At 45.7% G+C, this 22,261-nt stretch carries 19 protein-coding genes; 9 read left to right on the forward strand and 10 right to left on the reverse strand.

What is annotated here, in order from left to right; translation table 11 throughout:
- Positions 1–438: 438 nt before the first annotated feature.
- The 4 genes from OA79_RS16625 to guaB form a co-directional block, all read right to left on the reverse strand.
- Positions 439–705, reverse strand: a complete 267-nt coding sequence (locus OA79_RS16625; protein WP_063334341.1) for a hypothetical protein — start codon at positions 703–705, stop codon at positions 439–441.
- A gap of 291 nt (positions 706–996) precedes the next feature.
- On the reverse strand, positions 997–1,698 hold the full coding sequence (gene sfsA / locus OA79_RS16630) for a DNA/RNA nuclease SfsA (RefSeq protein ID WP_063334342.1): 702 nt from the start codon (positions 1,696–1,698) through the stop codon (positions 997–999).
- A gap of 92 nt (positions 1,699–1,790) precedes the next feature.
- Complete coding sequence (guaA, locus tag OA79_RS16635) at positions 1,791–3,368, reverse strand: glutamine-hydrolyzing GMP synthase (protein WP_063334343.1); 1,578 nt, start codon at positions 3,366–3,368, stop codon at positions 1,791–1,793.
- Positions 3,369–3,499: 131 nt separating this feature from the next.
- Positions 3,500–4,966: an IMP dehydrogenase gene (gene guaB, locus OA79_RS16640; RefSeq protein WP_063334344.1), complete on the reverse strand. Its 1,467-nt coding sequence runs from the start codon at positions 4,964–4,966 to the stop codon at positions 3,500–3,502.
- 93 nt (positions 4,967–5,059) lie between these two features.
- On the opposite strand from guaB, the gene xseA reads away from it, so the two are divergent.
- Together xseA and OA79_RS16650 are read left to right on the forward strand one after the other, a co-directional pair.
- Positions 5,060–6,415, forward strand: coding sequence for an exodeoxyribonuclease VII large subunit (gene xseA / locus OA79_RS16645; RefSeq protein WP_063334345.1), 1,356 nt, complete (start codon positions 5,060–5,062; stop codon positions 6,413–6,415).
- Between the two features lie 159 nt (positions 6,416–6,574).
- Positions 6,575–7,864, forward strand: coding sequence for an MFS transporter (locus tag OA79_RS16650; RefSeq protein ID WP_063334346.1), 1,290 nt, complete (start codon positions 6,575–6,577; stop codon positions 7,862–7,864).
- Positions 7,865–8,095: 231 nt separating this feature from the next.
- Here the strand turns inward: OA79_RS16650 and OA79_RS16655 are convergent, their stop codons facing one another.
- Both OA79_RS16655 and OA79_RS16660 read right to left on the reverse strand, forming a co-directional pair.
- Positions 8,096–8,878, reverse strand: coding sequence for a sulfite exporter TauE/SafE family protein (locus OA79_RS16655; RefSeq protein ID WP_063334347.1), 783 nt, complete (start codon positions 8,876–8,878; stop codon positions 8,096–8,098).
- 8 nt (positions 8,879–8,886) lie between these two features.
- Positions 8,887–10,293 (reverse strand): M20 family metallopeptidase, encoded by a 1,407-nt coding sequence (locus OA79_RS16660; protein ID WP_063334348.1) that lies wholly within the window; start codon positions 10,291–10,293, stop codon positions 8,887–8,889.
- Between the two features lie 107 nt (positions 10,294–10,400).
- On the opposite strand from OA79_RS16660, the gene OA79_RS16665 reads away from it, so the two are divergent.
- The 4 genes from OA79_RS16665 to OA79_RS16680 all read left to right on the forward strand — a co-directional run bounded on the left by OA79_RS16665 (position 10,401) and on the right by OA79_RS16680 (position 12,937).
- Positions 10,401–11,303, forward strand: coding sequence for a LysR family transcriptional regulator (locus OA79_RS16665; protein ID WP_063334381.1), 903 nt, complete (start codon positions 10,401–10,403; stop codon positions 11,301–11,303).
- Positions 11,304–11,522: 219 nt separating this feature from the next.
- Positions 11,523–11,777 carry a type II toxin-antitoxin system Phd/YefM family antitoxin gene (locus OA79_RS16670; RefSeq protein ID WP_063334349.1) on the forward strand — a complete coding sequence of 85 codons (255 nt, stop codon included), beginning with the start codon at positions 11,523–11,525 and terminating at the stop codon, positions 11,775–11,777.
- The gene (locus tag OA79_RS16675) at positions 11,774–12,028 is read left to right on the forward strand and encodes a Txe/YoeB family addiction module toxin (protein WP_063334350.1); all 255 of its coding nucleotides are present in this window, start codon (positions 11,774–11,776) and stop codon (positions 12,026–12,028) included. The genes OA79_RS16670 and OA79_RS16675 overlap by 4 nt, the downstream gene beginning before the upstream one ends.
- Before the next feature lie 45 nt (positions 12,029–12,073).
- A complete protein-coding gene (locus OA79_RS16680; RefSeq protein ID WP_063334351.1) occupies positions 12,074–12,937 on the forward strand; it encodes a DUF2971 domain-containing protein in 864 nt (287 codons plus the stop codon).
- A 23-nt stretch (positions 12,938–12,960) separates the two neighbouring features.
- Here OA79_RS16680 and OA79_RS16685 read toward each other — a convergent pair whose 3' ends face one another.
- Together OA79_RS16685 and OA79_RS16690 are read right to left on the reverse strand one after the other, a co-directional pair.
- Positions 12,961–14,322, reverse strand: coding sequence for a sigma-54-dependent transcriptional regulator (locus OA79_RS16685; protein ID WP_063334352.1), 1,362 nt, complete (start codon positions 14,320–14,322; stop codon positions 12,961–12,963).
- Entirely contained in the window at positions 14,309–16,246 is a 1,938-nt protein-coding gene (locus tag OA79_RS16690) for a sensor histidine kinase (protein ID WP_231908900.1), read from the reverse strand. Before OA79_RS16690 ends, OA79_RS16685 begins: the two co-directional genes overlap by 14 nt.
- Positions 16,247–16,598: 352 nt before the next feature.
- Here OA79_RS16690 and OA79_RS16695 point away from each other — a divergent pair, with 352 nt between their 5' ends.
- Genes OA79_RS16695 through OA79_RS18295 form a run of 3 tightly spaced genes read left to right on the forward strand, consistent with a single transcriptional unit; the run spans position 16,599 to position 19,200 of the window.
- Complete coding sequence (locus OA79_RS16695; protein ID WP_063334354.1) at positions 16,599–18,053, forward strand: cytochrome ubiquinol oxidase subunit I; 1,455 nt, start codon at positions 16,599–16,601, stop codon at positions 18,051–18,053.
- The gene (cydB, locus tag OA79_RS16700) at positions 18,050–19,063 is read left to right on the forward strand and encodes a cytochrome d ubiquinol oxidase subunit II (RefSeq protein ID WP_231908901.1); all 1,014 of its coding nucleotides are present in this window, start codon (positions 18,050–18,052) and stop codon (positions 19,061–19,063) included. The genes OA79_RS16695 and cydB overlap by 4 nt, the downstream gene beginning before the upstream one ends.
- On the forward strand, positions 19,063–19,200 hold the full coding sequence (locus tag OA79_RS18295) for a hypothetical protein (RefSeq protein WP_156486289.1): 138 nt from the start codon (positions 19,063–19,065) through the stop codon (positions 19,198–19,200). Before cydB ends, OA79_RS18295 begins: the two co-directional genes overlap by 1 nt.
- Positions 19,201–19,295: 95 nt before the next feature.
- Here OA79_RS18295 and OA79_RS16705 read toward each other — a convergent pair whose 3' ends face one another.
- Together OA79_RS16705 and OA79_RS16710 are read right to left on the reverse strand one after the other, a co-directional pair.
- Positions 19,296–21,245, reverse strand: coding sequence for a TRAP transporter permease (locus OA79_RS16705; RefSeq protein ID WP_063334356.1), 1,950 nt, complete (start codon positions 21,243–21,245; stop codon positions 19,296–19,298).
- Positions 21,246–21,255: 10 nt separating this feature from the next.
- Positions 21,256–22,194 (reverse strand): TAXI family TRAP transporter solute-binding subunit, encoded by a 939-nt coding sequence (locus OA79_RS16710; RefSeq protein WP_063334382.1) that lies wholly within the window; start codon positions 22,192–22,194, stop codon positions 21,256–21,258.
- Positions 22,195–22,261: the final 67 nt, after the last annotated feature.

Genomic DNA, 22,261 nt, shown 5'->3' on the forward strand with positions numbered 1-22,261 from the left:
TGAGCCATGATCAAACTCTTCAGTTAAAAAGCTTGCTCACTCAAATTCGAAACACTCACAATTTTACTTAATAAAGCGAATTGACGTGTTTGACTCTCGTAAGACTTCAATTTCTTTTTTGAAGCCCTAGCGAGCGCCCACACAAATTATCTGATTATCTATTTTAAAGAGCGTTGCCGTTACACTTAAGCCACTTCGTTTCTCTTAGAGAGTGAAGCCCTGTCCGTGTCAGCGAGGGCGTATATTAAGGATCTACAGATTTAGTGCAACTGTTTTTTTCGTTTTTTTGATGTTTTGGTTAAGTTTTATTGTATAGGCATTCTAAAACACCAAAATCGTATAAAAAACAAACAAAAATAAGCCTTTAACAAGAAAAAGCCACTCTAAATCTCTCTAGAGTGGCTCCTGTTCAATAGACGATCCTAATAATAGGCGCCTTTACTCTGCAGTTTGTGCTTGCAGGCTTTCAAGTTGTGCTTGAAGCTCGTCATACTTAGCGCTAAGTGCCGCTTCTTTTTCAATTGGTGTTGCCGCTTCATTCAGGTCAACAGTTGAATCTACTTCAGCGCCCATGCTTTCCAATTGTGATGCAATGGCATCCACTCGAGACTGTGCTTCAGCTAAAGCATCTTCATTTGCAAACGCAGCTGTTGAAAGTGCAGCGGCAGTAAATAGTGTTAGAGCTGATTTAGTGAATGTCTTCATAACGTAATCTCCATTTGTTGGTAAATTTTCAAGACCTAGTTTAGGGCTCGATCAGGAACTATCTCGTTCCATGGGAGTGATACTAGACAAGACAAATTCATAAAAAAAGCACCCAGCACTGGCTTCCCAGTTTGATCCAGAAAGCCCACAATCAACTTGCACTTCATCTCATAACGTAAAGAGAAGTAAGGGAATTTTGACAGTACCTACCCTCAATAGACAATTTACTGAAACAAGGACTCAAACCGCTTATTTTATTGACGATGAATTGACCATACTTCGCCACCATCGTCAGCAAACTGCAACGGCATGAGACACTTCCATCTTTTTGTTTGTGATATCCACTTTGTACGCTAAGACTTCCACACCTTTTGACACCGCCAACTCAAATACATCGGCATACGCCGGGTCGATATGTCGAGCAGGTGATACTTGATCAATCCCCGTATGACTGACACAAAAAAATAACACCGCCCGATGACCCTGCTCCACCATCGCAATCAGTTCGTTCAAATGCTTTCGTCCTCTTTCTGTCACAGCATCAGGAAAATACCCTTTGCCATCTTCTTCTAGTAAGGTGACGTTTTTCACTTCTACATAACACTTCTCGCCATCCATGCTGGTTAATAGCCAGTCGATACGGCTCTTCTCGCCATACTTCACTTCCGCTTTTTGCTCTGAGTAACCAGAGAGCTCTGCCACAACCCCTTTAGCAATGGCCTCACCTACCAGCTTGTTCGGTAATCCTGTATTGATACAAGCAAGATGCGTCTCATCGACCTCGACTAATTCCCAAGTATAAGCCAGCTTACGCTTTGGATTATCACTCTTAGATAGCCAAACACGAGCATTGTCCTGCTGGCATCGCTTCATTGACCCCGTGTTAGGACAATGCGCTACCACGACATCACCATTTGGCAACTGAACATCTGACAAGAAGCGCTTATAACGCTTAAGTAAACGCCCTTCTATTAAGGTCGTAGGAAACTCCATCGACTACCTCTACTATTGTATTCATCGCACAAACAAAAACGGCCCTCTTTATAATAAGAGAGCCGTTTCATTAAACCACTAACTTGGCCAGATCATTCCCACTCAATGGTTGCTGGCGGCTTAGACGACACATCGTAAGTCACACGGGAGATGTGTTCGATCTCATTGATGATGCGACCAGAAACCGTTTCTAGCAATTCGTATGGCAAGTGAGCCCAACGCGCTGTCATAAAGTCGATGGTTTCAACCGCACGAAGCGCTACCACGTATTCGTAACGACGACCGTCGCCTACCACACCAACCGATTTAACAGGCAAGAAGACGGCAAAGGCTTGGCTGGTTTTATCGTACCAACCAGAGCGACGTAGCTCTTCAATGAAGATAGCGTCCGCGCGACGAAGAATATCGGCGTATTCTTTTTTCACTTCGCCCAAGATGCGAACACCAAGACCTGGCCCTGGGAATGGATGACGGTAAACCATGTCATACGGCAGACCTAACTCTAGACCCAACTTACGCACTTCGTCTTTAAACAATTCACGTAGTGGTTCTACCAAAGCCATTTTCATATCATCAGGCAAGCCACCCACATTATGGTGGGACTTGATAACATGCGCTTTGCCTGTTTTAGATGCTGCAGATTCGATTACATCAGGGTAAATCGTACCCTGCGCAAGGAAATCAATACCGTCTAATTTAGATGACTCTTCATCGAAGATTTCAATAAAAGTATTACCAATGATCTTACGTTTTTTCTCAGGATCATTTTCGCTAGCCAGCTTACCAAGGAATAGATCTTCTGCGTCAACACGGATAACTTTCACACCCATGTTATCTGCGAACATCTTCATCACTTGATCGCCTTCGTTCAAACGAAGCAAGCCATTATCTACAAATACGCAAGTTAACTGATCGCCAATCGCTTTATGAAGCAAGGCAGCAACAACTGAGGAATCCACACCACCAGACAAGGCCAATAGCACTTTACGATCACCCACTTGCGCCTGCATACGTTCGATAGCGTCTTGTGCAATATTCGCTGGTGTCCACAGAGTGTCACAACCACAGATATCCACAACAAAACGAGACAGAATACGACCACCTTGTAACGTGTGCGTTACTTCTGGGTGGAACTGAACACCGTAGAATTTCTTCGTTTCGTTCGCCATTGCCGCAATAGGACAGCTGTCCGTCGACGCCATCAAAGTAAAGTCTTCTGGCATCGCAACCACTTTGTCACCATGACTCATCCATACGTCCAATAAGGCAATGCCATTATTCGCCACATGGTCTTGAATATCATCAAACAGAGACGGGCCATCGTGTTTACGAATCTGTGCGTAACCAAATTCACGTATTTCAGAACCTTGAACTTTACCGCCCAATTGCTCTGCCATGGTCTGCATACCGTAACAGATACCAAATACTGGCACGCCTAGATTGAAAACCGCTTCAGGAGCACGCGGCGAGCCCGGCTCAGGCACAGATTCAGGGCCACCAGCCAAGATGACACCTTTTGGATCAAAGTCGATTACTTCTTGATCTGTCATATCAAAAGCACGAACTTCACAGTAAACACCGATTTCACGGACTCGACGCGCAATCAGCTGCGTATATTGAGAACCAAAATCAAGAATAAGAATTTTATGAGCGTGAATATCTTGCGACATGGTTAGCCATTCCTCTCACTCTAGCCAAAAGAGCCAATCTTTTATCTAGAAGTCATCAATTAAAAAATGAAAGCAGTAAATAAAGATGGGGCGTGTTGTACGCCCCATCTTAACCAGCCATTATCAGCGATTTAACCCGCGTGATAATTCGGCGCCTCTTTGGTGATGGTCACATCATGAACATGACTCTCACGCATACCTGCGCCAGTAATTTTCGAGAACTGTGTCTTGGTTCGCATTGTCTCGATATCAGCAGAACCTGTGTAGCCCATGGAAGAGCGAACACCGCCCATCAATTGGTGAACCACGGCCACCATTGGCCCTTTAGAAGGCACACGACCCTCGATGCCTTCTGGCACCAACTTCTCAACACTACTAGAGTCTTGGAAGTAACGGTCACTTGAACCTTGAGATTGTGACATGGCACCCAATGAGCCCATACCACGGTAAGCTTTAAATGAACGCCCTTGGAACAAGACCACTTCACCTGGTGCTTCGTCGGTACCTGCCAACAAACCACCCACCATGATCACGCTTGCGCCTGCCGCAATGGCTTTGGCAATGTCACCAGAGAAACGTACGCCGCCGTCTGCAACCACTGGAATACCACGAGGGTTCATGGCTTCAGCAACGTTAGCCACCGCACTGATCTGTGGCACACCCACACCCGCAACGATACGCGTTGTACAAATAGAACCTGGGCCAATACCCACTTTCACACCGTCAGCACCCGCATCAGCCAGGGCAATCGCCGCTTCCGCTGTGGCAATGTTGCCACCGATTACTTGAATGTGTGGGTAGTTTTCTTTTACCCAACGAACGCGATCAATCACGCCTTTAGAATGACCATGCGCGGTATCAACAACCACAATATCCACACCAGCGTCAGACAAGGCTTTTACTCGTTCTTCCGTATCCGCGCCTGTACCAACAGCCGCACCAACACGCAAACGACCCTGCTCGTCTTTACAAGCATTTGGGTAAGTCGTCGCTTTGTTGAAGTCCGTTACTGTGACCATGCCGCGTAGTTCGAATTGATCATTGACGATCAAAACTTTCTCGATACGGTTTTCATGTAATAGTTTACGAATAGAACCAGAAGATGCGCCTTCCAAAGCCGTCACCAAACGCTCTTTCGGCGTCATAATATCAGCAACGGTTTTTTCGAAGTCTTTAACGAAGCGAACATCACGGCTGGTGACGATGCCAACAAGGTCAGAACCTTGCACAACAGGCACACTTGAAATGCTGTTTGCTGACGTTAATGCCATCAGCTCATTGACTGTGGCTTCTGGATTAATGGTAACCAGATCACGAACAATGCCGCTTTCGAATTTTTTTACCTTGCGAACTTCGCGAGCTTGTTCTTCAATGGTCAAGTTTTTGTGCACAATGCCAATGCCACCTTCTTGAGCCAATGCAATTGCCATACGGTGTTCAGTCACCGTATCCATTGCGGAAGACGTAAGCGGAATATTTAATTCGATGTCTTTAGTGATCTTGGTTTTAAGGCTAACATCCTTAGGTAAAACTTCGGAATAGCCGGGGATGAGCAATACGTCGTCAAACGTTAAAGCTTCTTGCACGATTCGTAACATAATGGGGAGTTTCCAATGCCAACAAGGGTGTTAAGATGGCAAGTAATTCTACTCCAATAGTTGCTGTCGGTAAATCAAAACCACGAGAGATTGATGAAAAATTTTACAACAACGAGTTCACAAGAAACCGCTTTTACCGTCTCACAACTCAATCGACAGATCCAACAACTTTTAGAAGCCAGTTTGCCGTGGATTTTAGTCGAAGGTGAAATTTCTAATCTGGCAAAACCCGGCTCAGGTCATTGGTACTTTTCCCTGAAAGACGATCGTGCTCAGATTCGTTGCGCCATGTTCAAAAGCAAGAATCTCGCCGTGCGTTTCCGCCCTAAAGATGGCGACCTCGTTCGCTTACGTGCTCGGGTAACCTTCTATGGCCCCAGAGGCGATTGCCAACTGAGCGTAGAAAGCATGGAATCCGCTGGTGAAGGCGCTTTGCAACAAGCGTTCGAAAGATTAAAAGGGCAATTACAGCTAGAAGGTTTGTTCGACGCCAAACACAAACAAACGTTGCCAACCCGACCAGAACGCGTTGCCATCATCACTTCACCAGTAGGTGCTGCTATCCGCGACATGATCATAGCCTTCCGTCGTCGCTTTCCATTAACCGAGCTGACTATTTTGCCTTCGTTGGTACAAGGTCAAGACGCGGCAACCAACCTACTGAAACAACTAAACCGTGCCGACGCCAGTGGACACTTTGATGCCATCATCCTCGGTCGAGGCGGTGGCTCGCTGGAAGACTTATGGAGTTTTAACGACGAAGCATTAGCCAGAGCCATTTTTAATGCGCAAACACCAATCGTATCTGCAGTGGGTCACGAAACCGATTTCACCATTGCCGATTTCGTCGCTGATGTTCGTGCCGCCACACCAACGGCAGCCGCTGAGTTACTTAGCCCAGATAAAGCCCATCTGATTCGTCAGATTGAGCAACACACAAAACAACTCACTTCACGTTTGTCACAAAAACTGGAGCAGAGCCACCAGCAACTCGATTTTCTGATCAAACGTATTCGCCATCCAAAAGAACGCATTGAGCAACAGCAGCGCCAGCTATCACAGTTGCAAAAACAACTAAAACAAGCGATAGACAAAAAGCTAACACAGCAGCAAGTACTTACTAACAATATTCATCAAAGACTGCTTAACCAAAGCCCAAACAGAACCTTAGTTCAACACAAAGCCAAAATTAACGACTTGAATACCCGCTTGAGCCTTGCCCTACGCAATAACCTTACCAGCAAACAAACTCACTTTGCCCGCATCATAGACAAGCTCCATCTAGTCAGTCCGCTCAACACCTTATCGCGCGGTTACGCGATTGCCAGTAAAGACGAACAGGTGATTCGCTCTATTAAGGATGTTAAAAAAGGCGAAGCAATAAACGTGCGTGTTCAGGATGGGGAAATGACCTGTACCGTCGACATAACAAAAACCACATCAGCTTAAACAAAGTGAAACGTTCTGATCTCAAGTGCACCTAAAATGGTCAATCAAGCTTTCTAATAAAGGCAAAGTTGTCTTAAAAAATGAATAATTGTGCAAAACCTAGGGACTTCATAGTATCGATAATTGACATAATGACTAAATAAACTGTGGAGTCCCCTCATGTCCGATACTTACTCAGACACAACAGCACCCGTGGACAAACCAGCCGACAAAAAACTGGTTAAGCTGATCGTGGCATCATCCATTGGTAATGCTTTGGAATGGTTCGATCTGATCGTTTACGCTTTCTTTGCTCGCACCATCTCTAAACTCTTCTTTCCAACGGATAACGAAACCTTATCTCTGATGTTGGCATTGTTCACATTCGCCATGTCGTATCTAATTCGCCCATTAGGTGCCATCGTGATCGGCAGCTATGCTGATAAAGTGGGCCGTAAGGCTGCCATGCTATTAACTATTTGGCTAATGATGGCAGGGACTTTCCTAATTGCCGTCATGCCAACCTATGAAGCAATTGGTTTACTGGCTCCGTTCGGTATTTTGCTGGCACGCTTACTACAAGGTTTTTCTGCCGGTGGTGAGTTCGGTAGCGCCACGGCGATGTTGGTGGAGCATTACCCAGAGCGTAAAGGCTTCATTTCCAGCTTTATGTTTGCCAGTCAGGGCCTCAGTGGCTTACTGGGCGCAGGCTTTGGCTTACTTTTAACGACGGCATTAACAACAGATCAATTAGAAAGTTGGGGCTGGAGAGTTCCATTTTTATTCGGATTATTGATTGGCCCAGTGGGATTGTATATTCGTCGGCACATAGAAGAAGCGAGTGAATTTAAAGAAACAGAACAAGCCAAAGTGCCATTATTTGAATTATTCGACAACAATAAAAGCGCCATCCTTTGCAATATAGGCGCGATGGTACTGTCTACCTCTGTGACTTACTCCATCATTTTCATGCCAACCTACGCGACCAAATATCTAGGGCTAAGCAACTCCATTGGTTATGGAGGCACGTTAATCAGTTATACCGTCTTGACTTTATTAACGCCTTTTATTGGTATCTTATCCGATCGAATGGGCCGTACTCGTTTGATGATGATCGCAGGTTTGTTGTTCTTCCTGACGGTTTACCCTGCTTTCGTATTACTGTCAAACAACGCTACCTTGCTGATGCTGGCAAGTGTGTTGTTCTGGTTAAGTATTCTCAAAGCCATGTATTTTGGCGGTTTACCTGCACTCATGTCAGAACTGTTCCCAACTAAGGTACGTGCCACTGGCATGGCATTAAGTTACAACATCAGTACCACCCTATTTGGTAGCTTCACTCCCTTTTTATTAGTATGGGTCATCAGCGCTACGGACGATTTATTAGCGCCAAGCTATTACCTACTGTTTACCTGCGTTGTCAGTCTGTTCTCTCTCATTGCGATTCGTAAACGCTTTAGCATTGGCTAAACATCTCTTGAAACAACAAAGCCGTGCCCAGCACGGCTTTTTATTAGCAACGCTCCCGACCTAACATGACGGCCTGCAACCATTCCCAGACAAGCAGGCTAATGATTCTACGCTTCACCATAAAAAAATCCTCATAGGGCGGCAAGCCGAATGAGGATCAAAAACTAAAGCACGCCTGACAAGGCAAATGCTTTAGGAGGACAACAGATTAAAAATGGGCGCACATCTTTTTCACAATAAAAAATTGGCGCCAACCAAAGCCAATAAAAGAGCAAACAATCGCTTTAACATAACAGGAGGCAGTTGATGAGCCAGTTTCGCGCCCAGACGAGCAAAGAAAAAACTGGTCAAAGCAATGCCGAATAACGCAGGTAAATACACAAAACCCATGCTGTATTGCGGTAACGTCGCTTTCTGCCAGCCCATGTACATAAAAGACAAGGCACCAGAAAACGCAATCGGCAACCCACAAGCGGCGGACGTCGCAACCGCTTTTTTAATGTCCACCCCTTTCCAAGTTAAAAAAGGCACCATTAACGAGCCACCACCAATCCCAAAAATAGCCGATGCCCAACCAATGACGCCACCAGAAATGGTCATCACGGGTTTCGACAAAGAGGAGGCTTGACCAGCAGGACGCCAACCAGAGAACATTTGTAGTGACATAAGCACAGCAAAAACACCAATGATTTTTTGCAAGTAGTCGCCTGGAATATAAGCCGCTGTCACACCGCCAAACGCACTACCAAACAAGATCCCAGTGCCAAGCCATGTTACTTTTGGCCACAGCACAGCTTGCTGTTTATGATGAGCTAAGACCGAATTAATCGAAGTAAACAAGATCGCCGCCAATGAAGTGCCCACCGCTAAATGAGTCAGCACATCATGAGCAACACCTTGCGCCGTAAAGCTAAACACTAAGACAGGAACGATGACCAACCCACCGCCGATACCAAACAATCCTGCCAATACGCCTGAACAGGCTCCCAGCAGCAAATACATTAAGAAGTCCATTGCTGCCCCTATCGCGCTGCAGGCCAGTGTTCACCCAAATCCCAGAAAAGACCAGCGGCCGCCGCCAAACCTTGCTCAGCCACACTGACTAACAAATGCTCATCAGGTGCATGCTGTTTACAAGAAGGATAAGAGTGAGGCATCCATACCGTTGGCAGGGCCAACACATCGGCAAAACAATGATTTGGTATGGTTCCGCCTAAATTCGGCAGTACCGTGACATTTTCATTCAAAGACAGCGCCATGGAAGATTGAACAAAGTTCACCCAAGGATGACTTGGGTCTAAACGCGTGGCGTTATACCCACCTTCATACAGGACGTCGATGTCATCAAAGCCTTGCTCAGCCAAATACGTTGATAAGTTGGTCACCAAGTTTTGCCAATCCGTGCCAGGGACTAAACGTAAGTGACATACCGCCTCAGCCACATCAGGAATCGCCCCAATCGGCTTATGAATATCCCCCGCGCCCAACGCGATCACTTCCAATGTGTTACAACCAAATAACCTTTCCCCAACAGACAGTGCCGTTTCACCCCAATTAGCATTTAACTCTGGGTCACCGGGATATCCCCCCACAGGCAAAGACTGCATCATTTTTGCCGTTACCCCTTCAGGTTGTGGTGCTCGCAAACAGTCAGGGATGAGCCGACCATGAGGAGTAACCAGCGTAGCTAAAGCATGCTGTAAACGAATCGCCGTATTGGTAATTATGCCCCCCCAGTTACCAGAGTGACGCGCCCCATTAGCGGTATCACAACGTAAACGGAATTGGCACACGCCACGAGAACCTAAGAAAATCGTTGGCGTTTTAGCATTTAAGCGAGGGCCATCAGAAGCCAAAAAAATATCGGCACCCAATGCTTCTTTGTGCTCTTCACAAAACCGCTCTAATCCTTTTGATCCAACCTCTTCACTCATTTCAAACAGCACTTTTAGGTTGTAACCTAATGTTCCTTCGCGAGCGGCTAGAACAGCCTCCAAGGCCATTAGGTTAATGGTATGCTGCCCTTTATTGTCTGCCGTGCCACGACCGAACAGTTGATCGCCATGCTGAGTTAACTGCCAAGGATGAGTGCCTTCTTGCCATTGTTCAGCTTGACCATTAGTAACATCACCATGCCCATACGTTAATAAAGTTGGTAAAGCAGGATCTTCAATACGCTGACCAATCAATAGAGGAGGACCACCTGCAATAGGGTTATCAAAGATCTCACAAACAAAGCCCATACTCTTTAAGTAGGGTAATATTTCTTGGCTAAGGTAATTCGCCAATTCATCCATCGCATTAGGATTCTGACTTTCAGATTGATAAGCCACACGACGCGATAACGTCTCAAAAAAACGGCCATTTTCTATATTTTGAACGGCATATTGAAGGGCTGACTGGCGCTCTTCAGAGGATGAATGCTGCATGTTTTCTCCTAAATGGTCGATTTATCTATTGGCTTTAGCTTAAGATGGTGATTGACTTACCACAATTATCAATTACGCAACCAATTATTCGATTTTGTAGAAAGCTAATGCATGAAATTCCACTAAAGTATTTCCACTCTGTGGCGAAAACCGGTTCTCTCTCCGCCGCTTCTGAAGAGTTGCATGTCGCCGTATCAGCCATAAGTCGTCAAATCACCCAATTAGAAGAACGTCTACAGCTTAGTTTATTTGAACGCAAAGCCCGTGGTATGACCCTAACTCCAGCAGGTGAAGTGCTATACACCTACTCATTACGAAATACCTTGGAACTGAAAAACGTATTAGCTGAAATGCGCGGAGTGACAAGCATTCAGCAACAATCCATCGCCATTGCCTGCCCTGAAGGCATGGCATGGGATTTCCTACCGAATACCATGACCCAATTTCGCCAGACCTATCCTAGCGCATTGTTTTCACTGCAAGTCGTCGAGTCAGCGAAAGCCACTCAGCTGGTGAAAGAAGGGAAAGTAGACATCGCGCTAACGTTTAGCTTACAGCCTGAACAAGGCGTCGAGGTCGCTTTACAAGTCCCCTCGCCAATTCATGCCTTACTGCCCACGTCTCATCCTTTGGCAAGCAAAGCCATCTTGAGCTTGAAAGACTTAAGCGAGTACCCATTAGCCCTCCCTGAATCAGGCACAACGCTCAGCTACCTGTTTGACATTGCCTGTCACCTTGAGGGTATTAATATCATCCCCACTCTCAACAGTAATGCGATGGGAGCCATCTATAGCTTTGTCGCTACCAGCTCAGATGCCATTGCTCTATGTGGCAAGCTCAGTGTTGAACGTCGTGCTCAACATGACGGCTTATGTACACGGCCTATTCAAGCGGACTCTCTCGAACAACGCAGCCTGCAATTACAAGTGATGTCACGTCGCAAACAGCCGACGCTGGTTCAATATTTTTTGGACTTTCTGAGCCAGAAACTCAATCAACAAGCCGGTTAAAAAATGATGAGTTGTTAAAACGACTAAGGCAATGAGTTAGGTTGTGCTGGATTAGACTGAGTTAGAAACAAGCAACACGCTTGCTTCAGCGCCAGCGCGAGAAGTCGCTCTCTGTATTTTTGTTTCTTTAATCACACCCTGAGTTTTTCACCTAGAAGAACATTGCGTACAAATATAAGTACAAGTACAATAATCAGTACTTATCTTAAGGAGTCTATTATGGATACGTTAAGTTATTCTGCATTCAGAACAAACCTTGCCAGCACGCTCGACAAGGTAAACGACGATCACAAACCCGTGATCATCACTCGCCAAGGTGGAAAGCCCGCGGTATTAATAAGCTTAGAAGACTTTCAAGCGTATGAAGAAACCGCCTATCTTATGGCCAGCCCCAAAAATGCATCTCGTTTAAATGACGCCATTGCCGAAGTGGAAGCAGGTCAAACACAGATAAAAGAATTGATTGAAGAATGATTTTATCTTGGGCTGAGAACGCATGGAGCGATTACCTTTATTGGCAACAAAAAGATAAAAAAATACTGAAACGGATCAACACTCTCATCAAAGATGTGACCCGCCAACCTTTTGAAGGCCTAGGTGACCCAGAACCTTTAAAGCACAACTGGTCAGGCTATTGGTCAAGACGAATCGATAGAGAGCATCGATTGGTTTACAGCGTCCATGGCAATACTCTCTACATTGTTCAGTGTCGTTATCATTACTGAGTGACAACCGACATTAGGAAGTACTAATTATAGGGGATTGAAGCAGTGAAATTATACAAATACACAACACTTGATACTGCAGTTAAAATCATTGAAGGTAAATCAATTCATTTTGCTCGAATGTCTGATTTTAACGACCCATTTGAGGGACCATTTCCAGAAGCACCAGAAGGATTAGAGAATTCAGAAAAATCGTTCCACTCTTGGAACCTTAGACAAGACATAGATGAAAACTTTGTCATTTTGTCGTTAACACGAACTCCATTAAACCTACTTATGTGGTCCCATTATGGTAACGCCCATTCTGGCTGTGTTGTTGAAATAGACACGGAAAAAGCTGGATTCGATAGTTCAGATTTATGCTCAGTTCCTGCAGATTATGGAGATGTTATTTATACAACATCTCAACCAAACTATAAAAGCGTTCAACAAATAATAGATTCTAAAATTGTACCATATCGCACTTTTTCACCTGAAAATTATTTAGCAGCTAAAGCTGCATTTCTAAATAAACACACATCATGGGCTTATGAAGAAGAAGTCCGTATAGTTAAATATCTCCCAGTGCCAAAAGATGAAAAGCGTGGTCACCATGAGAGCTCAGGGAAATGGGACTTGATATTGAAAAATGATTATGAATATAAACGCCATAATAAATCAGTGATTAGACAAGCTGATTTTATGAACTTATTTCATCTCCCTCCCAATTGTATAACTAGAGTCATTACTGGAAGTAAATTGATTAGCATGAGTGTCGCCCCAGACTGGAGAGATCTCTATAAAAGCGATCCCAGCTTCAACAACATTCTGCATGTCAAAACAATACAGAGTCATAATATACAAGTAGATAAAGCAACTGCTATGACCACTGATAGGACAATTGCTATTATGTCTAGTGAAAAATACTGATTTATTCCAATAATAAGAACAACTTACAAACCATATCGCTCTATTTTCTTGATTAGCCCTTGTCGTGAGATACCAAGCTGCTTTGCGGCTTGAGTTCGGTTGTCTTGGCAAGTTTCTAGCGCTTGATGAATCAGTCGGATTTCAAGTTCTCTGACTTGTTCATCTAATGTTGCGCCGCTGATCGATAACGGAATGGAAGCGCTGGAGCGTTGCATATTTGGGTACAAGAGCTGAATGTCATCCATGGAGATCATGCCTTCAGGGCAAATAGATGCTACGCTTTCAAGGGCATTTTTGAGTTCCCTTACGTTACCGGGCCACGCTTGGTCGCGAAACCATTGCACAGCGTCAGGACTCAGCTGTAAATTCTTGGCTTGCTGACTTTGCAAACGAGATAAAAAAGCTTGCAGCAAAACCGGCACGTCCTCTAACCGCTCAACAAGAGATTGCGTTTCAATGTTCACACCCTTGATCCGATAATACAGGTCTTCTCGGAAGCTACCCTCACGAACTTTCTCCAATAAATCCGCATTGGTTGCTGAAATAACACGAATATCAATATGCTTTTGCTCTCGCCCGCCAACCGCAAAGAAGGTGCCTTCTTGCAACACTCGTAGCAGTTTCACCTGCATCGGCAACGGCATTTCACCGATTTCGTCCAAGAACAAGGTGCCGCCATCCGCCAAACTCAGCAAACCCACTTTGTCTTTTTCCGCCCCCGTAAACGCGCCTTTCACATAACCAAACAACTCACTTTCTAATAATTCGGCCGGAATCGCGCCACAATGAACAGACACAAACGACTGATTCGCTCGATGGCTCAAGTCATGCAAGGTGCGCGAAATCACTTCTTTACCCGTCCCCGATGGCCCTGTAACCAAGACGCGTACATCGGTTGGCGCAATCCGTTCAATGAGCGCTCTGACTTTTTGCGCGCCGATCGATTGCCCAATGTAAGCCGCCGCGCCCTCAATTTGCTTACGATTTTCTTTCAGGGTCGCCACTTCTTTTTCTAACGTGGTTTTGGTAATCGCTCGTCGCACCACTACGGCCAACATATCAGGATCAATCGGCTTGGCAATAAAGTCCCATGCACCAAGTTCAATCGCTTTTAATGCTAAATCCCGATCCGCATGGCCCGTGATAATAATGACAGGGCGACCCGCGAAATCGTCCATGGCATCAAGCGTTACTTGCGGGTCAAAATGCGGCGGCATGGACAAGTCTAATAGCACCAAGTCTGCATCAAACGACACTAATGCACTTCGGGCTTCATCTAAACCGCCCGCCGTTTTTACATGATAATCTTGATTCGCTAACCAACGACTCGCCAATTCACGAAACGCGGGTTCGTCGTCGACTAAGAGAATTTTATGTTGTGTCATGGGAGTCTTTTCCTGTAGGTGCCTGTTGCGGCAAGATCAATTCAAAGGTGACGGGCCAATCCGAATGTTGTCTATGATGAATTTCACCGCCATGTGCATCAACAATACGACGCACAATGGCGAGCCCTAAACCACTACCGCCTGCCCGCTTAGTCACAAAAGGTTGGAATAACACGTCTCCTTGTAACGGTTCATCAATGCTTGGGCCATTGTTATGTACCTGAATCATCACCTTGCTGGAATCCGCTTGCGCGCCCTCTTCAATACGGGCTTCAATAACAAGCTTAGCGTTCGCTTGGTTACGCAAAAACGCCACCGCGTTATCGATGAGATTGATAAAGACTTGCTGCAAGCGCTGCGAATCCGCTTCCAGCTCAATGTCGTCATCTATGTTGAGCTGACAGTGAACACCGTCTAACTGAGCTTGTGATAAAACCGTCGTCACTAAGGCGTTCAGTGGCACCTTGCTCCTTTGTAACGTCAGCCCCCCCGAATACACCAACATGTCGCTGACCAAACGATCCGCTCGTTGTAATTGGGTTTGAATGTGTTGTCGTGTTTCAGCAGGCGCATCGTAGGCGGCCATGGCAATAATGTTCAATGGGTTCCGTAACTCATGAGCCATCGCGGCTGATAGGCTTCCCAATTCAACAAGATGCTGTTGATCTAGGCGTTTTCGCTCAGCTTTTGCCAAGGCTAAGGAATGCTCTAATAAACCACAGCTGGTTGAGAGCAATGAGCCAAAGACTTCAGCGGTTAGTCGCATACCAGGACTAGCATCTTCCCAACCTAATAAAACAAAACGCCAGTCCGACGCCACTTTATAAACCTGTATTGCCAACCTAGCCTTGCTCTGTGAAGACGATTCCTGCGAATTCTGTTCATCCTCGATAACCAGCTGAATGTGAATACTTTGGCGGATCTGTTTTGCTAGTAAGCGCTCACCAATGCTGATCAAATGAGGCCAGCTTTGCGCTTCTTTTAATTGACTTGACCAGGTTTCCAATACCGCTTCATTCAGTTGTGTACCAGGATAAATAAGACGTGAAATGGCTCGATTTAGTGGCTGGTAAATCACAGCGGCAACCAACAACATCAGCAAAGAATATAACCACAATTGCCAACTTGGTACATTCGCTAACGCCTGTAAACCTATACGTCCAGACACCACGCTGATTACCGCGATGACACAGAGAATCACCAACATCATGGCAACCCAAAGCAAGGCCCGATTGGCAAACGCATTCACCGATAAAATTTGATAACGCACCACGGCGTAGACCAACAACAACAAATAGGTCGGCAGCAGTAACATAGGGTAAGGAAACCAGCTAATACCAAAGGAAGGAAACACAAAACTTGTCGCTAGCAGCAAGCCCCAAGCACCGACCCCAAACATGGCTAAGATAGAGCGCTTTTTATTACCGGAATGACAATACCAACCAAATAACAAAACACCATGGGCCAACATGCCAATCAATACGGTATAAGCAAGATTCCAAGTACCTGCCTCGGTAAAAATGAAGAACGAACGTGTGTCTAACGTACTAATGGCATCGCCCGCTTCCATCCACCAGCTTTGTAACACCACCGCAAGACTGGTGAGATAAAACCAAGGTATCACTTGCAGTAATCGATCTAACATGACCTCATGCACCGAACCGGAATTCACAAATCGAATGGCAAAGTGCAGAAAGAAAGTTGGCATAAGAGGATTCGCCAAAATGATATAAATCCCGATCTGTTCATAACCTTGAAACAGCACAACATGACCAAAACACCATATCGCCATCATAATGGCAAAACCGGCCAAGGCCTGTAAATCACCCTGTTTACGAGCGCGCCATAACAACCAAGCCGCCACCAGCACACCACACACACTGGAAATCAGCATGGCCACTTCAAACATGAGAGAAAGGGTCAAATCGTAAACCTCGTTTACACCTAAAGAGATAAAAATCGTAAACCTATTTTACACTTCGTGCAAAATTAAAAAATAATCCTTTAAAATCATAAGCTTAAATATAATCAAAAACTGGCCCACGGATTGCTATCTAAAAGACAATCAAATTGATCTATCTCAATCTTTTTCGCATTAATGGGGCACACACAATGAATACTGTTTTTTTCATGACCGAAATCATCGCACTTTTTAGCATTGTAGGTTTGGCACTCTTGCCTCTGGCTTTACAGCAAATACGTACGCGAAGCGTTAAGAGAAACGCCTAATTTTCACCAATATCTCTTAACACTGACTTACACCTAAGGGAGCCATTATGGACCTCGACGTCGCCATCTTATCTCGCATACAGTTTGCTTTTACGGTGAGCTTTCACATTATTTTCCCCAGCATCACCATAGGTTTGGCGACGCTGATCACCATTTGGGAAGGCTTATGGCTTAAAACGCACAACCCTTATTACTTACAGCTGGCCAAGTTTTGGATCAAACCCTTTGCGATTACCTTTGGCATGGGCGTGGTGTCTGGCATTGTTTTGTCCTATGAATTTGGTACTAACTTCTCCAAATTCTCGGAAATTACCGGTGCGGTGCTTGGGCCATTGATGGCTTACGAAGTACTGACCGCGTTCTTCATGGAAGCTGGTTTCCTTGGGGTCATGCTGTTCGGCTGGCAACGAGTGGGTCGAAAATTGCACTTCTTCGCGACACTCACCGTGATGGTAGGTACTTGGATTTCAGCCTTTTGGATCATTGTGGCGAATTCTTGGATGCAAACACCAACAGGCTACAAGATCATCGACGGCAAGTTTGAAGTCGAAAGCTGGATATCAGTGATCTTCAACCCATCTATGCCGTATCGCCTTACTCATATGGTGGTGGCGTCACTCATTACCGCGACTTTCGTGGTGGCTGGTATTAGCGCTTATTATTTGTTGAAAAAGAAAAACATTCCTTTTGCGAAAAAAGGTCTGTCCATGTGTATGTGGTTTGCCTTGGTGTTAACGCCTCTGCAAGCTTGGATTGGTGATATGCACGGTTTGAACGTAAGAGAACATCAGCCAACTAAATTGGCGGCGATGGAAGGCATTTGGCCAGCAGAAGAAGAAAACGTTCCCTTATTGTTATTCGCCATGCCAAATATGGAAAGCGAGTCGAACGATTATGAAGTCGGTATTCCAAACCTAGGTAGCTTGATCCTGACTCACTCTTGGGATGGCGCTGTGCAAGGCCTAAAAGCGGTACCACCAGAAGACAGACCGAACGTGCCATTAGTGTTTTGGTCTTTCCGTGTCATGGTCGGTATTGGGTTCGGCATGATCGGCATCGCGTTACTCGCCCTGTTATTACGTCGTAAAGGTCGCTTGTATGAAAACAAAGCCTTCCTGTCTCTTGTAACATTATTTACCCCTATGGGTGTCATAGCGGTGTTAGCTGGTTGGTATGTGGTGGAAATCGGTCGTCAACCTTGGATTGTCTACAACCTTGTTAGAACATCCGAGATTGTATCGCCGCTTCCTGCAGAACGCGTGCTCTTTACCTTAACCATGTTTGTCATCATTTACAGTTTGCTCATTGGCGTTTACCTCTATTTCATGCGCAAGCTGATTAAGAAAGGGCCACCATCAATGGAAACATTAGAGCAGCAACTGATTGGTATGAAAGCACCGGGCTACGCATTGGCTTGGGTGAAGTCGCTAAAAACGAAAGAACAGCAATCGACTGAACCGAAAACAAAAGATCAACCAACAATAGAGCAAGGAGATAAATGATGGATTTGGCTCTTTTCTACTTCCTTGTCTTAGGCTTTGCCATCTTTATGTACGTGTTACTCGATGGCTTCGACCTAGGGATTGGCATTCTCTACCCTTGGTTTAACCAAGAGGGCGAGCGCGACCATTTAATGCGTTCTATTTCACACGTTTGGGATGGCAACGAAACCTGGTTGGTGTTTGGTGGTGTGGTGTTGTTTGCGGCGTTTCCAGCCGCCTATGCTGGCATTACCTCAACCTTTTACTTGCCTATCATGCTCATGCTGTTTGCGTTGATCTTTCGAGGCGTGGCGTTTGAGTATCGCTTTAAGTCCGATACCTCTCGACCTTATTGGGATTTCGCTTTTAGCGCGGGGTCTGCCATCGCGGCATTTTGCCAAGGCATGCTGCTAGGCTCAATCGTTCAAGGCGCACCCGTCGGTGTCGACAGCTTATCCAGCCTGCATTGGTTAACGCCTTTCTCTATATTAACTGGTTTTGCAGTCATGGCGGGGTATGCTCTATTAGCCGCTTGTTATTTGTTTATGAAAAGTCGTGGACGCATTCAAAAGCACGCCGCGAAACTCGGCAAACAACTCTTGTTGATCACTATTTTAGCCATGATAATCGTGAGTTTATGGACAGTAACGAGCCAAGTAGACATTCGTCAACGGTGGTTTTCTGGTTTGAATTTTTTGTGGCTATCGCCCTTACCTATCATCACCTTGGTGGTCGCGGTTTTGGCTTGGAAAGATCTGAACAGTCACGCTACCGGAACCCTTCATCATGAAGGTCGACCTTTTTGGTATGCCGCTACCCTATTTTTACTGGGCTTTGCTGGTCTTGTCGTCGGTTTGTTTCCATATTTGATACCAAGACAACTCACCTTTATGGAAGCCGCATCGCCAGACAGCAGCTTACTCTTCTTGCTGCCCGGTATTTGCATCTTCGTACCATTAATTTGTGCTTATACCTTATGGGGTTATCGTGTTTTTTCTGGCAAGGTGGAAGATTATCAGGAGGGTTACTAATGCCATTAAAAAACCTGAAAGACAAAATCGCCAAACTCAAATCGTGGCAATGGTTTTTGCTCTTCTACCTAGTCGGGTTTGTGACCTTAGTCAGTGTCTCATATGGCATTAAACTACTGATGACTGGGTTGCCTTAAACAGCCAAAATCATCATAAGAACGGTTGAAAAAACGCACATTTCATTCAGATAAATGGGCGTTTTTTTATGTCGTTTACTTAATACCCTTAACTATTAAGCGTTGGCTTTCATGGCGTTGGGCTTTGTTTGCAGGCTTGCTTTCAACAACAACCCTGCAAACAATACAATACCGATGGTACGAGCGCCCATTATTGCGATAGACGTATCCGTTGCGGACGCAGGCCAAGCAATTAATACCGCTGCGACCACATAGCCTAACCGAGTAGGCCAAGATAAGTTCTCACGTAACCAACCAGAAAAGCCGATACTCATTGAGGTGGTTGCCAAGGTCGCAAACGAGATCGCCGCGATAACACTGGCTGTTGTTCCGATCAACAACACTCCCGGCATGGTGACAAACAAGAACGGCACCAAGAGTTTCACAAAACCCAAGCGCATGGACTCAATCGCCGTCTCATTAGGATCTGCTCCAGAAATAGTAGAAGCGGCATAGGCGGCTAACGCAACAGGAGGCGTTATTGCTGACACCAAACCAAAGTAGAAAATAAACATATGTGCTGACAAGGTTTCCATGCCTAATTGCGTCATCGCAGGCGCAACCAATACTGCGAGCAATAAATACGCCGCCGATGTCGGTAACCCCATCCCTAAAACAAAAGAGGCCAATGCGGTCAGCAACAATACAGCCCACAAATTACCGTCGCCCAGCTCAATGATCAAACCTGACAACATCAAGCCCATGCCAGTAAGATTCAATATGCCGATAATCACCCCTGCGGCAGCCACGGCAGCCACGATTGGTAACGTGGAAGACAAGGTGTCTTTACAAGCAGCGATAAGCTCTAGTGCATTTATACGAGTGGCTTTTTTCCAAGGACATACTAACAAACCAGCGAGAATCCCCATAACAGCCGCTTGAGTCGGCGACTTGCCTGAAATCATCAGACCGATCAAAACCACCAATGGAAGCAAAAGATAACTCTTCGTTCTGAGCGTTCTTAGTAACAACTGTAAGCCCGCTTCTGTGTCTCTTGCTAAGTTAAGACGTCCAGCTTCAAGGCGGACCGAAATCATCAAGGCTAAAATATACAAAAGCGCGGGAACCAAGGCCGCCATTGCAACTTCGGCATAAGGAATCCCAATCATTTCCGCCATCAGGAAAGCCGCAGCGCCCATAACTGGCGGCATAATCTGCCCCGCCGAAGACGCGGCCGCTTCAATCGCACCAGCCAATTTTGCGCTGTAACCCACACGTTTCATCAATGGAATGGTAAAGGTACCTGTGGTCACTACGTTCGCGACAGCACTACCATTAAGCGAACCAAGCAAGGCACTAGACAAAGCCGCAGACAGACCTGGGCCACCTTGCACGCGCCCCGTCAAACCACGGGCTAAATCAACAAAAACCTCACCCGTACCAATCTTAGTTAAAATGGCTCCAAACAAACCAAATAGGAAAATATACTCAACGGCGACGCCCATTGGCACACCATAAACGCCTTCCGTCGATAACATCAGGGTTGAGGTTAAACGGCTAATGTCATAGCCACCGTGGCCGTATTTTCCGGGAATCAAATAGCCAAAGTACGCATAGAGAAAAGCCAGCGCCATTAAGATAATCAACGCCCGGCCTACCGCGATACGAACAAAGGCAAACACCACCACAATGAGAGCAATAAAGACAAACCTATCTTGCTCAATTGACATAGCACCACGCATGACAATATCAATGTAGTAATGCCACAAGTAAGGCCCTGGAATTAACGCCAATAGAGCCAATAGATAAAACGCTCCACGACCCGCGACACTTTTGTATTTCAGTGCATAAAACAGCATGGCTGCGGCTGCGACTAAAGAGAAAAACGACGATCTCAATAGCAGCGCGGTGATGCCACCATAATACGCGCCGTAAAGTACAAGACCCGCGATTCCAGCGGCGATCACACTAAACAATAAAGAGACTGCTAGACGTTCCTTACCACCAGCGAATTTTGATTCAAGGAGCAAGCTTTGAAAGCCATTGCTGGAACCTGAGTTCAACATAATGACGCTCCTATTTGCCACTTACTTCGTCATAATATTTTTTCGCACCTGGATGCAAGGCAACAGGAGTATGCCTTGCAGTGTCTAATGATATTGCTTTTGCCTGCGGGTGAATCTTACCTAACTCATCTAGATTCGAAAAAATGGTTTTGGTGATGCCATAAATCTTACTCTGATCCTCTTTACCACTCGTAAACAAGATCGCCGGATCATTAATCATCACCACTTGTTTCGTCTGATCTGGATAGGTTCCGACAGGTAAGGAGTAAGCTTGATAGAAGGGGTACTTCTGGATCAAATGATCTAACTTCTCAACACTTGCAGACAAGAGTTTCATGTCTGTTTGCGAATCAAGATCAATCAAGGAGGAAGTTGGTGCACCCGCGAGTACAACCGTTGCATCTACTTGGCCGTTAACCAAGGCTTTGACACCTTCATTATAAGAAAGGAAGCGCGGAGTAATGTCCTCAAAGACACCGTATTCTTGTAGTAAACGTGTGGCTAATACAGCCGCATTACTGCCCGGAGGGCCCATACTGACACGCTTACCTTTTAACTGCTCAAAAGAATCAACGCCATTGCCGGAGATCGTCGCCACTTGCAGTACAGCAGGATATAAATACGCAATACCGGCAACATCCAATGGACCGCTCACTTTAAATGGGCCTTCACCACTCTGAGCTTCAAAGAGAGTAGAGGAAGAAGACAACCCAAGTGTCATCTGACCTGCTGCAACACGATGGTTGTTCTCAACGGAGGCACCCGTTACTTCCGCTCGTGCGGTGGTGTTCCCCATGTGCTTGTTCAGCGTCTCAGAAATACCTGCGCCAATCACATAGAATAAACCGCCCGTTCCACCCGTTCCGATCGAGACACGCTCAGCGGCAACAACAGAAGTCGACGCCAGAGTGGCACACAAAGCACTTGCTACAAAGATTTTTCTCAACATGGGATTCTCCATTGTTATTTTTGTTGTTTGCATTAGCACTTTAATCAACAAACCTTTCATGAACCTT

Source organism: Marinomonas sp. TW1, from assembly GCF_001625355.1.
Taxonomy (GTDB): domain Bacteria; phylum Pseudomonadota; class Gammaproteobacteria; order Pseudomonadales; family Marinomonadaceae; genus Marinomonas.

Bases quoted from the DNA above. Each gene is read 5' to 3' on its own strand.
- OA79_RS16695 (WP_063334354.1), top strand. From the start codon at position 16,599: ATGGACCTCGACGTCGCCATCTTATCTCGCATACAGTTTGCTTTTACG.
- OA79_RS18295 (WP_156486289.1), top strand. From the start codon at position 19,063: ATGCCATTAAAAAACCTGAAAGACAAAATCGCCAAACTCAAATCGTGG.
- OA79_RS16625 (WP_063334341.1), bottom strand. From the start codon at position 705: ATGAAGACATTCACTAAATCAGCTCTAACACTATTTACTGCCGCTGCA.
- OA79_RS16705 (WP_063334356.1), bottom strand. From the start codon at position 21,245: ATGTTGAACTCAGGTTCCAGCAATGGCTTTCAAAGCTTGCTCCTTGAA.
- OA79_RS16710 (WP_063334382.1), bottom strand. From the start codon at position 22,194: ATGTTGAGAAAAATCTTTGTAGCAAGTGCTTTGTGTGCCACTCTGGCG.
- sfsA (WP_063334342.1), bottom strand. From the start codon at position 1,698: ATGGAGTTTCCTACGACCTTAATAGAAGGGCGTTTACTTAAGCGTTAT.
- OA79_RS16660 (WP_063334348.1), bottom strand. From the start codon at position 10,293: ATGCAGCATTCATCCTCTGAAGAGCGCCAGTCAGCCCTTCAATATGCC.
- OA79_RS16655 (WP_063334347.1), bottom strand. From the start codon at position 8,878: ATGGACTTCTTAATGTATTTGCTGCTGGGAGCCTGTTCAGGCGTATTG.
- guaB (WP_063334344.1), bottom strand. From the start codon at position 4,966: ATGTTACGAATCGTGCAAGAAGCTTTAACGTTTGACGACGTATTGCTC.
- OA79_RS16650 (WP_063334346.1), top strand. From the start codon at position 6,575: ATGTCCGATACTTACTCAGACACAACAGCACCCGTGGACAAACCAGCC.
- xseA (WP_063334345.1), top strand. From the start codon at position 5,060: ATGAAAAATTTTACAACAACGAGTTCACAAGAAACCGCTTTTACCGTC.
- OA79_RS16665 (WP_063334381.1), top strand. From the start codon at position 10,401: ATGCATGAAATTCCACTAAAGTATTTCCACTCTGTGGCGAAAACCGGT.
- cydB (WP_231908901.1), top strand. From the start codon at position 18,050: ATGATGGATTTGGCTCTTTTCTACTTCCTTGTCTTAGGCTTTGCCATC.
- OA79_RS16685 (WP_063334352.1), bottom strand. From the start codon at position 14,322: ATGACACAACATAAAATTCTCTTAGTCGACGACGAACCCGCGTTTCGT.
- guaA (WP_063334343.1), bottom strand. From the start codon at position 3,368: ATGTCGCAAGATATTCACGCTCATAAAATTCTTATTCTTGATTTTGGT.
- OA79_RS16675 (WP_063334350.1), top strand. From the start codon at position 11,774: ATGATTTTATCTTGGGCTGAGAACGCATGGAGCGATTACCTTTATTGG.
- OA79_RS16670 (WP_063334349.1), top strand. From the start codon at position 11,523: ATGGATACGTTAAGTTATTCTGCATTCAGAACAAACCTTGCCAGCACG.